Consider the following 13622-nt stretch of genomic DNA (forward strand, 5'->3'; position numbering starts at 1 on the left):
TGACCGATCCTGACGGCGCTATTCGGCGACCACACCGGTGCCGATAGGGCAACTCACGCCGGTGCCTGCCAGCCCACAATAGCCATTTGGGTTCTTGGCCAGATATTGCTGGTGATAGGTTTCGGCATAATAGAACGGCCCGGCCGGAGCGATGTCGGTGGTGATCGTGCCCTGCCCCCGGGCGTCGAGCGCCCGCTGATAGGTGGCACGGCTCTTCTCCACGATCTCGGCCTGTTCGGGCGTGGTCGTGTAGATCGCCGAGCGATATTGGGTGCCAACATCATTGCCCTGGCGCATGCCCTGGGTTGGGTCATGCTCTTCCCAGAAGCGTTTGAGCAGGCTGTCGAGCCCGATCACAGCCGGATCATAGACCACCTTGACCACCTCGGTATGGCCGGTGCGGCCCGAGCAGACTTCGTTATAGCTCGGATTGGGTGTATGCCCGCCCTGATAGCCCACGGCAGTGACATGGACGCCGGGCAGTTTCCAGAACAGGCGCTCAGCGCCCCAGAAACAGCCCAGGCCAAAATAAACGGTTTCGGCTCCGGCCGGATACGGCCCCTTGAGCCCGTGGCCATTGACGAAATGGTCCGGAGCGACGGGCATCACGTCGTCGCGACCCGGAAGGGCCTCGGCAGGGGTTGGGATCGTGCTCGGCTTTTGACGGAAGAACATCTGTTGCTCCTTTCAGCCCCTATTCGGTGGCGAGCGGACATCGGTTACGCGCGATCAGATCTGTTCCTGACGCAGGAAGCGCTCACGGCGCGGTCGGCGACCGGCCAGCGCGATGAGAATACCGGGCAGGCCAAGAACGGCAAAGGCCGGATAGGTGAGCAGGGCCTGCATGGCTGCATCAAGCAGATCGGAAAAAAAGCGGCTTTCAAAAAATCCGCTCACCGCGCCAAGACTGGGCGGGTGCAATTGGGTCCAGGCGTCCCCCAAGCTGGTGAAGACAATGGCATTGGCAGCCAATGACTTGGTGCCATCGACAACAAGAAGAACCAGCGCCAGACCAATCAGCCAGGTGCCCAATATTCTCAAGACCAGCCGCATCTACATTCCCTATGCCTGCCTTGATTAAGTCGAACCGGCCCCGGCTCGTTCCGCTGTATGGCACCAGCGCCTTGTGCCATGCAGAAGGTCGCGCCACAAGCTGCCGCTTGTTTTGGTAACATCGTGATCCGGGCTGACAAAAACAATCGGGGACGCACCAAAGTGATCCCTTGCGCCGCAAACGATGATGAGTATATTGCGCCTCGCTCGCAGCGGCCCTCAGGGGACCCGTGATCCCGGCTTTTTTCCAGACCGGGCTTGAAGCGATGCGGAGAGGTGGCCGAGTGGTCGAAGGCGCACGCCTGGAAAGTGTGTAGGCGGGGAACCGTCTCAAGGGTTCGAATCCCTTTCTCTCCGCCACTCCTAAGTCATTGAAATTGCTAGCACCGAATCCGAATCGCAAGTCGGATTCTGTCACAGCATCCTGTCACAGCTGATAGGGTGTTTGTTCCTTGCATAAGTCTGTCGCATCTTTGGTTCACCGGCGAGGTCCGGTCTTCTGGTTTCGAAAGTCGGTGCCAGTCGACCTGATCGATCGCCTTGGCAAGTCGGACATTCGACGGTCGCTGCGAACGTGCAACGCCCGTCTGGCCCGACAAAGAGCGTGGACACTGATCTTGTTGGTCGAGGAAGCATTTGCAGTTTTGCGTGACGCGGGGCTAACGCTCCGCGCGCGCGACGCTTTGAATGCCGTCCTTGACCAGGTCTTTGAGGATCTGGACCGTAATGAAGTTCAGTGGTCGCAGCGCCTGCGGTATCGAGCCCTGATGCACACGCTTTTCTCTGAGGAGCGACCGAACGAAGGGCCCAAAGTTTTGCCGGAGGTTCGCGCTGCGGCAAAGCCAGCTGACGAGTGTTTCGTGTCGACCACCATATCGACAGCTTCCCAGGTGACTCAAACGACCACCGATGTGGCCCAGGCCGTTGTCGATGCGATGAGAAACGCGTCAATCCATCCTGAGGCCAGGAAGAATCTGACAGCTCATATCGAGGGCTACATTTCCAGCCTTCGCAGCAAGAGACGTGGGGCAAAATACATCGCTGAAGTCGGAACCAAGTTGAGAGTCTTCGTGACGGCTATGGGTGACAAGCCGATATTCGATTACAGCAAGCAAGACATTCTCGATTATCGTGATCTGGTAGACCAAATGCCGATCGACGCAATCAAACATCTAAAAACGGACAATATACGCATGGCCATCGCTCAGAACATGGAGCGCCCTGTGCCATTGCCACCGATCAGCGCAACAACGGTCAACGCGAAGTATTTGACCGCCCTACGCGGTTTTTTCGCCTATCTCGCCAACCGAGGTTTCATCGCCCACAATGTGGCTGATGGCGTCCAGTCGGAGCAAGAGCGGAATGGTGAGGATATGCTCGACGTGGAAAAACGCTTGCCATTCTCGCCACGGATTGAGCGAGATCTATTTGAATCGACGCGCAAGAAGAAAAAGGACTCAGCAGATTATTGGTGGCCTCGCATCAACTGCAGACAAGGTCTCAGGCTACAGGAGCTTACACAGCTCTGCGTTTCTGACTTCCGCATGCTGCATGGCAGACTCTGTCTGGATCTGTTGCACTTTGATTTCGACGGGGATCCCAATCACGCGCTTCGGCGGGCGGAGCTGCAACTAAAGTCATCCGCAGCTCGCAGGATCGTGCCAGTTGCCCAAGAGTTGCTTAATGAGGGGGTTGAGGCATTCATTGAAATGCGCCGAAAAGCGGGTGGTCCGAATGCCCGCTTGTTTCCAAACGAGCATGCGGACAAGTATGGCAACACGTCATCAGCGTTTTCGAAACGTGCAAACCGCGAAGTGCGGCGTCATACACCGGACCGCCGCATCGTAGCCTACAGCGGCCGGCACACATTTGCTCAGCGATGTGACGAAGCGCAAATCCCACAGCATATTCGGAACATGTTCATGGGACATGAGCCAGAAGAGACCTCAGCTGGTGGGCAGAAAAAGTCGCGAGGTAAGCACGTCTCGGCTACTTACGGCTCACCATTGCCAACTCCTGAAGACCTGGCATGGTTTGATAAGATCAAATTTCCCTTCTGAAACTTCAAGGCTCAACGAGTAGTCGGCGTGCGAGCATGTTGCCTCGAGCTGTTTTCGGGGCTCAGATGCATGCTCTCCAACGCACAGTGTTGGACGAAATGATATTGAACAGCCCGCGAACTGCAGGTGCTTGGGGAGCGTGTGCGGCCCCTGAGTAGGCCCGACCACAGTGACAGAAGCTATCGCTCCCGTAGTCGACCGACTGAATCCACAAACCCTCTGATGAAAAAGTGTTACCTCGAGAAGAGGTTTTCGACTCAACCCGTCAACTATTCGACTCAACTCGCCAACTTTCCGACTCATATTGCCCGGACGTGGGACAAGGCACCCGAAATCGTTGTCGATATAAAACTGTTACCTCAGGGTGAGGAAAGCGACTCACCGTGAAGAAGTAACGGGGGTGTACGATGGGGTAACCGAGACGGCTTTTCTCAACCCGATCCCGAAACCACGCGACGAAGCAGGAAAAGTGGGAGGATCGGCGGCGCAGGTCATATCTACCATCTCTGGAGCTCGGCTGGTGACTGAAAAGGGGCCGACAGCGGGCTGTCGGCTTTTGGCCAGCGGCAAGGAGTAAGCAGACCGCGGGCGGAGGAGGTTTCCGTTTGGCACTTGCACTAACAGGCGGCTGTATAGGCAATCTTCACCACTTGAAGAACTCTGCTGCATACTTGCCCTGCTCGCGCTGCCCATAGGATGAGCCCTTGCGGCCGCCGAAGGGCACATGGAAGTCAACGCCCGCGGTCGGCACATTGACCATCACCATACCGGCCTCGGCGTCGCTTGAAATGGGTCGCATGCTTGAGAGAGATCGTGACGATGCCAGCCGAGAGACCAAATTCGCTGTCATTGGCCGTGGCCAGGGCTTCTAAGTAGTCCTTGACCTTGATGACGGCGGCCTCGGGCCCGAAGATTTCCTCGCGGGCAATGCGCATGGAATTGGTTGCGCCGATGACCCAAGGCTAGCGCTTCATGACGAGTAGGTGTTCACGCTGACCAGCAACGCGTTCGAGGGCGACTATTGAAGGATCACGCCCTGGTCGTCAGTTTTGTTATCCAGCTCAATCCGTCCTGGGTCCTTCCACCCGGCCGGTATTCGCAGCCGACCCAGCCGTCATAGCCCAATCGGTCAATCTCCCGTAGGATTCTGGCGTCATCGAGTTCCCCGCTCCCGGGCTCGCTGCGATCCGGCACCGCAGCGACCTGGATATGCCCGACCATAGGCATCAGCACTCCGAGCGAGCGCAGGACATCGCCGTGCAGGATCTGGCGGTGGTAGATGTCGTATTGCAGCCGGACGTTGTCGCGATCGAGGTCACCGATGATTTCGGCCGCCAGATCGAAACTGTCGAGAAAATAGCCGGACATGTCGCGCCCGTTGAGCGGTTCGATGAGGATATCGACACCCGCCGCACCCGCCGCATCCGACGCTTCGAGAAGCGCCTCGCGATAGCGCTGGCGCGTTGTCCTGTCCTCTGCAGAGGCCAGTCCGGCCATCATGTGCACGCGCGGCACGGCAAGGTGACGGGCATAGTGCAGCGCGGTTTCAAGCCCAGTTGTGAACTCCCCCGCCCGCTCTGACAGCGCAGCCAGGCCGCGCTCGCCCTCGTCCCAGTCGCCCGGCGGCATGTTGAACAACACAATCTCGACGCCTGCGGCCTCGGCTTTCGCTTTCATTCCCATCGCCAAATCAGGTGCACATCGCCTTTGTCGAGGGCGATTAGCTTTGCAGCCAGCGATGGTGTCAACATTACTGCGGCCAAGGCCGAGAGTGAGCCGTCAATCGCCATGGCAGCGGTGCTATTAGCGGCCTACAAAGTCCTCGCGCTTCGCTGGCTATCTGCGTGTTCAACATCGATTCTTGCACATGTCCGGCCGTGGCACCGCGACAGCCCCGTTACATTTTTAAGCAGGCTGCCGCCGTGCGGTGGGCCTTCAGATGCATCGCTTCGATCATGATACGTTCGGGTTTCGGACCCTCCCCAGCGAGTCCGGCGAAGATGCGATCGAACACCTCCGTCTGGCTCCAGCGGATGAACCGATTGTAGAGCGTCTGGTGCGGGTCGTAGCCGGCCGGCGCGTCCTTTCACTTCAGCCCGTTGCGGATCACGTAAATAATCCCGCTCACCACCGGCCGGTCATCGACCCGCGGAACCCCGTGCGAAAGTGGAAAGAACGGCGAAATCCGCGCCATCTGGCGCTCGCTCAGCAGAAACAAATCCCCCACCACGGCCTCCTTCTCAGAGACCGTGATCACATCTCAAACAGAACCAATAGGTCCTGAGCCTAGTGCGTGCCGTCAAAGAGGAAGCCGCGAACGTAGCGGCTCCGACGGAATTGCAGTCTGACATCCAGCGATTTGGCCATCAGACCGTGCCTCCAAGCGAACCTTCGAGCTTGGCCAGTTCCTGACCGCCAGCCATCAAGTCCTGCAATTGTTCGGAGGTGATCTCACCGCGCTTGGCCGTACCCAGGGTCTTACCCCGGTTGAGGACCGTGAACCGATCCCCTACAGCCATGGCGTGACGCACGTTGTGGCTTATGAAGACCACGCCCACGCCCTGCTTGCGCACCTTGTCGATGGTCGCCAGAACGTTGGAGGTCTGCCGCACGCCCAGGGCGGAGGTGGGTTCGTCCAGAATGAGGATCTTGGCACCGAAATGCACTGCCCGCGCAATGGCGACCGTTTGGCGCTCGCCACCGGAAAGTGTACCCACAGCCTGATCCGGCGCGCGCAGATTGATCCCCATTTCCCGCATTTCGGTCATGGTAATCTCATTCATACGATCCATGTCCAGCCGCTTGAACGGCCCCACGCCTTTGCTCGGCTCCCGCCCCATGAAGAAGTTGCGGGTTACGCTCATCAGCGGGATCATTGCGAGATCCTGGAACACCGTCGCGATGCCGGCCTCCATGGCGTCACGCGGTGTCGAGAACGACATCTGTTTGCCTTCAAACAGGATTTGGCCGCTTGTGGGCTTGTGCACCCCGGACATGGTCTTGATGAAGGTGGATTTGCCCGCGCCATTGTCGCCGAGCAGGCAATGGCATTCGCCGGGCTTAACGTCGAAGCTGACCCCGGCCAAAGCAATGATATTGCCGAAATGCTTTTCTATGTTCTGCATTTCGATGATCGGGGCAACGTCTGGCGCTTCGCCATGATGGAACGTGGAGTCTGCGGTCATGATCAGCGCTCCCCGGTGACGCGTTTGCGGATCGCGTTGTTAAAGAGAACGGCCACGAGCAGCATGCCGCCCAGGAAGACCTGGAACCAGTCCTGGTCGAAATCGGTATAGGTCAACCCGATCACGACCATGCCGAAGATGACAGCGCCGAAGAACGCGCCGATGGCAGAACCATAACCGCCAGTGAGCAGACAGCCGCCGATAACTGCCGCGATAATAGCCTCGAACTCCTTCATGAAGCCGCGACGGGCATCGGTCGAGCCTGCGTCCATGACGGTGATGATGGCGACCAAAGCAGCGCAGCACGCCGTGACCATGAACAGCGAGATCTTCACCTTTCGCACCGGCACGCCCGCATTGCTCGCAGCATTGGCGTCCCCACCGGCGGCAAATATCCAGTTGCCAACTGGGGTTCTGAGCAAGACCCATGTCGCCAACAGTGCGATCAGCACGAACCAGACGATCTCGATCGGCAATCCCGGCACTTTGGGCGCGCCATTGTTGAAGGTTTCAATGATCCCGGCATCCGCAAGTACCTTGAAAAGTGCGCCAAACGCATCCCCTGAGAAGAATGGCGCGAGCCAGTCCCCTTCCACAGCTTCGCGCACACCGCGAAGTTGGGTGGAGCCACCGGTGGCGATCTTGAGCCCCACCAGCGACAGTCCTCGCAAAACGAACAGGAATGCCAGGGTCACGATGAAGGATGGCAGTCCAGAGCGGATCACGATGATGCCGTTGATCGATCCGACCATGGCCGAGAGCAGGAAGGTTGCCGGAATGGCGATGATAAGCGGAAGGCCAAGCGTGACGGTGGCCGCGGCAAAAAACAGACCGGCAAAGGCGACCATCGATCCGATGGAGAGATCGAATTCACCCCCGATCATCAGCAGCGAGGCGCCGATGGCAAGTATGCCGAGCTGGGCCGCGGGCGTCATGAAGTTGACGATCCCGGAGAAGGTGAACATTGCCGGATCCGCAGTTAGCAGGAAGAAGACCGTGACCAGGATGAATCCGGCGACGGCGCCGAGTTCCGGCCTCTTGAGGATGCGGGCGCCCAGGCCCTCGGCCTTCATGCGCTCGTCTCTTACAGCCTGTGCAGCATCTTCTGACATATGGTCCTCCCTGGAGATAGGGCCGTGACGCGATGTGCAGCACGGCCCCGGTTTCACAACGTCATGGCAGCGGTTAGCGGATGCCCTGCGCAGATAGCTCAACCACTTGGCCCGCCTTGTCGGCGGTGATCAGGTTCGGACCGGACGGCACGTCGCCGCCGGGCACGAGACCGTACTTGGCGTGCAGCGCCAGGAAGGTCACCGGCAGGTAACCCTGGAGGAATTGCTGCTGATCGATGGCGAATGCGGCATCCCCGTCAGCGACGGACTGCAGGAAGTTGGCGGACAGATCGAAGGTACCGATGAGCACGTCGCCCGTGCGACCAACGGCATCAACCGCAGCTACCGCGGGCTCACCCACCAGGCTGGCGCCGAGACCCATCACCGTATCGATATCCGGGTTGGACTCGAGGGCTGCGCGGATCTTGGCCTCGACCTCGGCCGGATCGTTGTTGGTGGGAACTACTTCAACGGTGCCACCGAAACCTTCGATGAAACCTTCGCAGCGCAGATCGAGGGCGACGTTGCCGACTTCCTGGTTGACGCAGATGGCGGTGGTGCCACCCATCTCCGCCAGCTTCTCACCAGCCGCCTTGCCAGCAGTGAATTCGTCCTGGCCAACATGGAGCAACGCACCGAGTTCCTTGGCAACGTCCGAACCAGAGTTCATGGAGATGACTGGGATGCCGGCCGCAACAGCGCGCTCGATGGAGGGGCCAAGAGCGTCAGCATCCGGGATAGAAACGACGAGCCCGTCGGGCTCCTGATTTACCGCGGCGTCGATCAACTGGCTCATCTGCACCATGTCGAAGGTCTCAGGGGATCGGAAATCGACATTGGCGCCGGTGTCGGCCGCTGCGGCCTCCACGCCGTTCTTCACCACTGACCAAAACGGATCGTTGGCCTGGCCATGGGCAACGACGATGATTTCCTGCGCCGCAGCCGGAGCAGAGAATCCAACAGCCGCAGCAATGGCGACCGCCTTGAGCAATTTAGACATGTTACCTCCCAATGTGTTTTGTGGATTATTCCACTGCGCTCGCCTCCTCAGCGGGCGCCCTCCCGACCATTTCGCTCCTACGAAATGGAATATTTATTCTATAAATCCTCCGCATGGCTTTAGTCAACGCCGCTTTGCATTGCCTTGATCGCAACCGCCAGCGTAGTGGTCAGTGTGATCGAGGCGGTGAGCGAACGAAACCCTGCAACCTCGTCCTCACGCGCAATCAGCATTTCAGTAGCAAATCCACTAAGGGGGCAATTATCCGAGTCGGTAAGTCCATAGACCTTGATGCCCCGATCCGATGACTCTCTGGCCAGCCTGATGGTTTCAGGGGAGAAAGGCGCGAAAGACGCAGCAAACACTACATCCCCCTCAAAGATGGTGCCGGATGCATTCAGCATGCCAGAGGCGTAATGCAGCGAAGACGGCACTTCGAGCTTGTCGAGCAAATAGGCCATGCTGGACACCACGGCATAAGCACGGCGAAGGCCGATCAGATGAATGACGCGGGCCTGCGCCATGCCCCGAGCGATCCTGTCCAGACCCTCATTGGTAACTGAGTTGGCCAGCGAGAGAAGCGACTTATGACCAGCCTCGGCGAACTCAGCGAGCAATTGTCCAGTACCAACATCTGCCTGGAACCGCAGATTGCCGAGACGATCCTGATAGTCCGGGCGGAAATCGGTAACTTGCGCCTTGAACAGTCCCTGCATTTCCGAATAGCCAGAAAAACCCAATGCCTGGCAGAACCGCATATAGGCCGAGGGAGCCACGCCTGACGCCCGCGCCATCTCCGACACTGTGGAGACCGGAATGAGATGCAGATGGCGACGGGTAAACAATGCGCATTGCTTCAAACGCTTGGGCAGAATATCAGCGCCTGCATCGAGCCGCTCAAGCACCTCGGTGACCGTCTGGGGGACCAGAGCTGAAGTTTGCGGGGCGGTCATCACGTTCCTCTCTTGACAGCCAGCCTACAACCGAACATTGGATTTTGGAATAAAAATTCTAAAAGGGAGGCAGTCATGGCAATGGGGTTGGGCCTCATAGGCACCGGTTTCATGGGCAAGGCCCATGCCCTGGCGTACCGCCAGGCCGGGGCCGTATTCGGCGATTTGCCAGAGGTGCGGCTAGCCCTAATCTGTGACACGCCCGCCGACAAGGCTACGGAGATGGCTCGGCAGTTCGGTTTTTCGGGAGCAAGAGACAATTGGCGCGAGCTCGTGACCGCTCCCGAGGTCGATATCGTCTCGATCACCGCGCCCAACGGGCTGCATTGCGAAATGGCATTGGCGGCGATTGCGGCTGGCAAGCATGTGCATTGCGAAAAGCCCATGGCCCTGACCCTGAGCGATGCGCAAGCGATGCAGACGGCGGCTGAACAGGCCGGCGTGCGTACAATGGTGGGGTACAACTACATCCACAACCCCGCGGTGCAACACGCCCGCCGTCTGATCGAAGCGGGCGAGATCGGCCGGACGGTGCACTTCCGCGGGTGGGTCGACGAAGACTATCAGGCTGACCCCGAGTTGGCTTGGACCTGGCGCGCCAAGCGTGCGGATGCCGGACTTGGGGCGCTTGGCGATCTCGGATGCCATCTGGTCTCAATGTCCCATGTTCTGTTGGGTCCAATCGACAGTCTAGTCGCAGATACGCAGATCATTCATCCCACCCGCCCCCTCGCCTCTGGTTCCGGCCGCGCAGCGGTGGAGAACGAGGATGCGGCCTCCGCCCTGGTTCATTACGCCAATGGGGCGCAGGGGACGCTATGTACGTCCCGTTCCGCCTGGGGGCGCAAGAACCGCCTCGACTGGGAAGTTCATGGCACCAAGGGCATGATCACCTTCTCCCAGGAGCGAATGAACGAATTGCGGCTCTACCGCAATCAGGGCACCCCGGGTTTGCAGGGCTTTTCGACCATTCTGACAGGTCCCGCACACGAGCCCTATGGCGCGTTCTGCCCGGCACCCGGCCATCAACTTGGCTTTGGCGACCTCAAGACCATCGAAGTCGCCCAGTTCCTGCGCCGCATTGCGGCAAATGAGCCCTGCTTTCCAAACTTCACTGACGCGCTCAGTTTCGAGCGTGTCATTCATGCAATTGATCTGTCGGCACGTGAAGGCCGACGCGTTTCCCTCAACGAGGACCTCCGTTCATGAGAACCGCCCTTTTCGGCGCCGGCCGTATCGGCCGTGTGCACGCCGCTTCAATCAAGACCGATCCGCGCTCGGAGTTGGTCGCAGTGACCGACGTTGTAAACGAAGCTGCCGCCGCCTTGGCCCGCGAGCATGGCGTCGAGGCGCGCGCTCCCGAGGACATCCTGGCCGACAAGAACATCGACGCCATTCTCATCGCCTCCTCCACCAACACCCATGCCGAACTGATCGAAAAGGGCGCGGCGGCCGGCAAGGCGATCTTCTGCGAAAAACCGATTGATCTGTCGCTGAGCCGTGCGCTCGAGTTGTCGAAACGCATCGCCGGACATGCCCGCCCCATGATGATGGGTTTCAACCGCCGCTTTGATCCAAACTTTGCCGCAGTCAACGCAGCCTTTGCCGCCGGAGAAGTCGGCAAGGGAGAAATGCTGGCCGTTACGTCCTATGATCCGGCACCACCGCCGGTGAGCTATATCAAGGTGTCGGGCGGACTGTACCGCGACATGATGATCCACGACTTCGACATGTGTTCATTCATGTTCGGCATGCCAAAAACCGTCACCGCCCACGGTTCGTGTCTGGTAGATCCCGAAATCGGTGCCGCCGGCGACATCGATACCGCTATCGTCGTGCTTAGCTATGCCGACGGCCGCATCGCCACCATCCGCAATTCCCGCCGTGCGCCCTATGGCTATGACCAGCGTCTTGAACTGCTGGGTTCGGCAGGCCTGCTCGAAGCTCGGAACGAGATTGAAAACACGGTTGTGAAATCCACCACGGCGGGTGTCGTTTCCGCCAAGCCAGTCTATTTCTTCCTCGAGCGTTACATGCGGGCCTATTCGATTGAATGGTCGGCCTTTGTCGATGCTGTTGTCGAGGCTAAGCCGGTGCCCGCCAGCATCCAGGATGGGGTCAACGCATTGGCAATGGCCGAGGCTGCAAATCTGTCATTTGCCGAAAAGCGCACGGTCGAACTGGCCGAAGTGCTGCCGGGAGCCTGACCATGGCTTTCACCCTTGCCGCCTGTGCGGAAATGCTGTGGCGCGACAAGCCGATCGAATGGCGCTGCGCGCGCCTCCAGGAAATGGGGTTTCTGGTCGGTCTCTGGAACTGGCCCGCCCACGACATCGACAAACTCATCGCCTCGGGCGCACGCTTTTCGATAATGAATGGCTATCTAGAAGGGCGGCTTGCCGATGACACTGGTGCCGACATGTTGATGGCTTCGGCGCGGGAAGCGGCTTTGGTAGGGAAGCGTCTGGGAGTTGCCAGGCTCAACCTGCATGGCACCGGACTTGGCGATGGAGGCCGTCCCAGTGTCGCCGAAGTGGCGACACCGCTTAAGTGGGTCAAAGCGCTGGACACTCTCAACCGCATCTGCGACCTGGCTGAAGAGCTCGACGTAATCTTCACACTCGAAAACCTGAACCTGCCCGTTGATCATGCGGGGGTGCCCTTCGCCCGCGCAGAGGAGACGCTTGCTCTGGTCTCGGCCGTCAATCGGCCACGCTTGCGGCTCAACCTGGATCTCTATCATGCCCAAATCGGCGAGGGTAACTTAATCGAACTGTGCCAGGCGTGCCTGCCTTGGATCGGCGAGATTCAGGTGGCTGACGTTCCCGGCCGCTGCGAGCCGGGTACCGGAGAAATCAACTATGGTGGTGTAGCCAAGGCGCTCAAGGCGATGGGATATGACGGCCCCGTGGGGTTGGAAGCCTTTGCGTCGGCCGATCCCGAAAAGGCCCTTGAGGCCTTCAGGCAGGCCTTCACTGTTTAGCCCCACCTGGATTGGGATCTGAAAGGTCGGTCGGCTCCGTGTTGCCCTAGCCCCATTCATGCTACCGCCGTTCACTTCATCGTCGGCATCTGGAGTTAAACCCCCTCCTTGATTCCGCCGGGCCAACGGGCCGTAACGGTCTTGATGCGGGTCCAGTACTTGATTGAGTTGGTGCCGTAATGATGGAGATCATCTAACGCGCCGCCTTCGAGCCGCCGAATCTGTGACAGGCCAGCGCCACCGGGACATTGTCACCCACCGTGCCCACATTGATCCGTGCCGCAAAGTCGGGGGCTGTATTGCCATCGCGGGTTCTCTACCATTGCCGCATGGACGGTCCATCACCAGATCGACGGCGTCTTCGTACCGTCAACGACCTGTTTCCCGCAATTCACCACATTGAGAATGCCCGTGGGCAACCTCGCCTCGAGAGCCAATTGCGCCAGACGTATCGGCACGGATGGATCCACCGATGGTTACGCGCTGCGATCCGCGACTTCCTGAGGCCGCTGGAAAATTGGCGCTTCGATAGTGTTAGTCAAGTCCCCTCCCCACCCCGTTTTTGACGACAGATCGACCGCTCTGGGGAAATCGAGATGCCTGCGCGAACGGCAGAACTGGGGCGCCAAGATGCCTCGTTGGCGCTCCAGCCGCTTGGGCCCTGTAGCTACACCTAGGCGGACATTCAATGATTGCCTGAGAAGTGGAGAATAACCCTTGAGCTATCGCCTAACGACTGCCATCCGAATATGTGACGCCGCGAAGGCAATACTCCGAAAGACTCGACGCTTCCCCAGCGAGACGCCACCCGACCGCGACGACATCCTCCATATGAAGGAGATGGGGGTCGAACTCATGCTCCTTGCCCTAGCGATGGAGCTGGCATTGAAAGCTTGGTTTGTCTTCGACTTCGATGACCCCAATCACTCTAAGTCACATGACCTGTCCAAGCTGTTCGGCAAGCTCAAATCGGAAAGCCAGGAGAAACTGGATCAGGAGTTCAAGTAGTCGGTGGCACACTTTCATCCCAACATCCTTTTTATCGATTACGGCATCAGACATGTGCTCTATCAGTTGTGGACTGGCGCTATATGCACGAGCCCAAGTCGACAATATTCGATCGCAGTGCTTTCGAGGCAACGCTATGACCGAACTGGGGCGCATTGCCGATTGACAGCTCACGACCCCCGCTACGGCCGCAACAACCTATTCAACACTTTTCCTAAGCGGACGTCGCTGTCCGGCTTACGGTCCTGTGCTCCCGTCCCGGGCGCGC

Annotated in this window: 12 protein-coding genes, 1 tRNA gene and 2 pseudogenes; 6 read left to right on the forward strand and 9 right to left on the reverse strand. The window is 59.0% G+C overall.

The window, feature by feature from the left end; all coding sequences use genetic code 11:
* Positions 1-18: 18 nt before the first annotated feature.
* Positions 19-675, reverse strand: a complete 657-nt coding sequence (msrA, locus tag GGR20_RS13600) for a peptide-methionine (S)-S-oxide reductase MsrA (protein WP_183311899.1) — start codon at positions 673-675, stop codon at positions 19-21.
* A gap of 54 nt (positions 676-729) precedes the next feature.
* Positions 730-1053: a hypothetical protein gene (locus tag GGR20_RS13605; protein ID WP_183311900.1), complete on the reverse strand. Its 324-nt coding sequence runs from the start codon at positions 1051-1053 to the stop codon at positions 730-732.
* A 270-nt stretch (positions 1054-1323) separates the two neighbouring features.
* Between GGR20_RS13605 and GGR20_RS13610 the strand changes: the two genes are divergently transcribed.
* Both GGR20_RS13610 and GGR20_RS13615 read left to right on the forward strand, forming a co-directional pair.
* Positions 1324-1413: transfer RNA gene (locus GGR20_RS13610), tRNA-Ser, on the forward strand.
* 113 nt (positions 1414-1526) lie between these two features.
* The gene (locus tag GGR20_RS13615) at positions 1527-3113 is read left to right on the forward strand and encodes a DUF6538 domain-containing protein (RefSeq protein WP_338084729.1); all 1587 of its coding nucleotides are present in this window, start codon (positions 1527-1529) and stop codon (positions 3111-3113) included.
* A gap of 617 nt (positions 3114-3730) precedes the next feature.
* Here GGR20_RS13615 and GGR20_RS13620 read toward each other — a convergent pair.
* The 7 genes and pseudogenes from GGR20_RS13620 to GGR20_RS13650 all read right to left on the reverse strand — a co-directional run.
* Positions 3731-4060, reverse strand: a pseudogene (locus GGR20_RS13620) (aldehyde dehydrogenase family protein); the annotation flags it as partial.
* Positions 4061-4142: 82 nt separating this feature from the next.
* A complete protein-coding gene (locus tag GGR20_RS13625) occupies positions 4143-4790 on the reverse strand; it encodes a hydroxypyruvate isomerase family protein (protein WP_183311902.1) in 648 nt (215 codons plus the stop codon).
* A gap of 226 nt (positions 4791-5016) precedes the next feature.
* A pseudogene (locus GGR20_RS18765) lies at positions 5017-5340 on the reverse strand (transposase); the annotation flags it as partial.
* A gap of 139 nt (positions 5341-5479) precedes the next feature.
* Complete coding sequence (locus GGR20_RS13635; protein ID WP_211199037.1) at positions 5480-6238, reverse strand: ATP-binding cassette domain-containing protein; 759 nt, start codon at positions 6236-6238, stop codon at positions 5480-5482.
* A gap of 62 nt (positions 6239-6300) precedes the next feature.
* On the reverse strand, positions 6301-7410 hold the full coding sequence (locus GGR20_RS13640; RefSeq protein ID WP_116589496.1) for an ABC transporter permease: 1110 nt from the start codon (positions 7408-7410) through the stop codon (positions 6301-6303).
* Between the two features lie 73 nt (positions 7411-7483).
* Positions 7484-8410: a sugar ABC transporter substrate-binding protein gene (locus GGR20_RS13645; RefSeq protein ID WP_183311905.1), complete on the reverse strand. Its 927-nt coding sequence runs from the start codon at positions 8408-8410 to the stop codon at positions 7484-7486.
* A gap of 119 nt (positions 8411-8529) precedes the next feature.
* Entirely contained in the window at positions 8530-9363 is an 834-nt protein-coding gene (locus GGR20_RS13650; RefSeq protein WP_183311906.1) for a MurR/RpiR family transcriptional regulator, read from the reverse strand.
* A 75-nt stretch (positions 9364-9438) separates the two neighbouring features.
* On the opposite strand from GGR20_RS13650, the gene GGR20_RS13655 reads away from it, so the two are divergent.
* The 4 genes from GGR20_RS13655 (at position 9439) to GGR20_RS13670 (ending at position 13354) form a co-directional block, all read left to right on the forward strand.
* Positions 9439-10572, forward strand: coding sequence for a Gfo/Idh/MocA family protein (locus tag GGR20_RS13655; protein ID WP_183311907.1), 1134 nt, complete (start codon positions 9439-9441; stop codon positions 10570-10572).
* Positions 10569-11570: an inositol 2-dehydrogenase gene (gene iolG / locus GGR20_RS13660; RefSeq protein ID WP_183311908.1), complete on the forward strand. Its 1002-nt coding sequence runs from the start codon at positions 10569-10571 to the stop codon at positions 11568-11570. Before GGR20_RS13655 ends, iolG begins: the two co-directional genes overlap by 4 nt.
* A gap of 2 nt (positions 11571-11572) precedes the next feature.
* Complete coding sequence (locus GGR20_RS13665; RefSeq protein WP_183311909.1) at positions 11573-12346, forward strand: TIM barrel protein; 774 nt, start codon at positions 11573-11575, stop codon at positions 12344-12346.
* A gap of 717 nt (positions 12347-13063) precedes the next feature.
* On the forward strand, positions 13064-13354 hold the full coding sequence (locus GGR20_RS13670; RefSeq protein ID WP_183311910.1) for a hypothetical protein: 291 nt from the start codon (positions 13064-13066) through the stop codon (positions 13352-13354).
* Positions 13355-13622 lie beyond the last annotated feature (268 nt).

The organism is Devosia subaequoris (genome assembly GCF_014197055.1).
GTDB classification, from domain to species: domain Bacteria; phylum Pseudomonadota; class Alphaproteobacteria; order Rhizobiales; family Devosiaceae; genus Devosia; species Devosia subaequoris.

Bases quoted from the DNA above. Each gene is read 5' to 3' on its own strand.
- GGR20_RS13655 (WP_183311907.1), top strand. From the start codon at position 9,439: ATGGCAATGGGGTTGGGCCTCATAGGCACCGGTTTCATGGGCAAGGCC.
- GGR20_RS13640 (WP_116589496.1), bottom strand. From the start codon at position 7,410: ATGTCAGAAGATGCTGCACAGGCTGTAAGAGACGAGCGCATGAAGGCC.
- GGR20_RS13635 (WP_211199037.1), bottom strand. From the start codon at position 6,238: ATGCAGAACATAGAAAAGCATTTCGGCAATATCATTGCTTTGGCCGGG.
- GGR20_RS13665 (WP_183311909.1), top strand. From the start codon at position 11,573: ATGGCTTTCACCCTTGCCGCCTGTGCGGAAATGCTGTGGCGCGACAAG.
- GGR20_RS13605 (WP_183311900.1), bottom strand. From the start codon at position 1,053: ATGCGGCTGGTCTTGAGAATATTGGGCACCTGGCTGATTGGTCTGGCG.
- msrA (WP_183311899.1), bottom strand. From the start codon at position 675: ATGTTCTTCCGTCAAAAGCCGAGCACGATCCCAACCCCTGCCGAGGCC.
- GGR20_RS13645 (WP_183311905.1), bottom strand. From the start codon at position 8,410: ATGTCTAAATTGCTCAAGGCGGTCGCCATTGCTGCGGCTGTTGGATTC.
- GGR20_RS13625 (WP_183311902.1), bottom strand. From the start codon at position 4,790: ATGAAAGCGAAAGCCGAGGCCGCAGGCGTCGAGATTGTGTTGTTCAAC.
- GGR20_RS13650 (WP_183311906.1), bottom strand. From the start codon at position 9,363: ATGACCGCCCCGCAAACTTCAGCTCTGGTCCCCCAGACGGTCACCGAG.
- iolG (WP_183311908.1), top strand. From the start codon at position 10,569: ATGAGAACCGCCCTTTTCGGCGCCGGCCGTATCGGCCGTGTGCACGCC.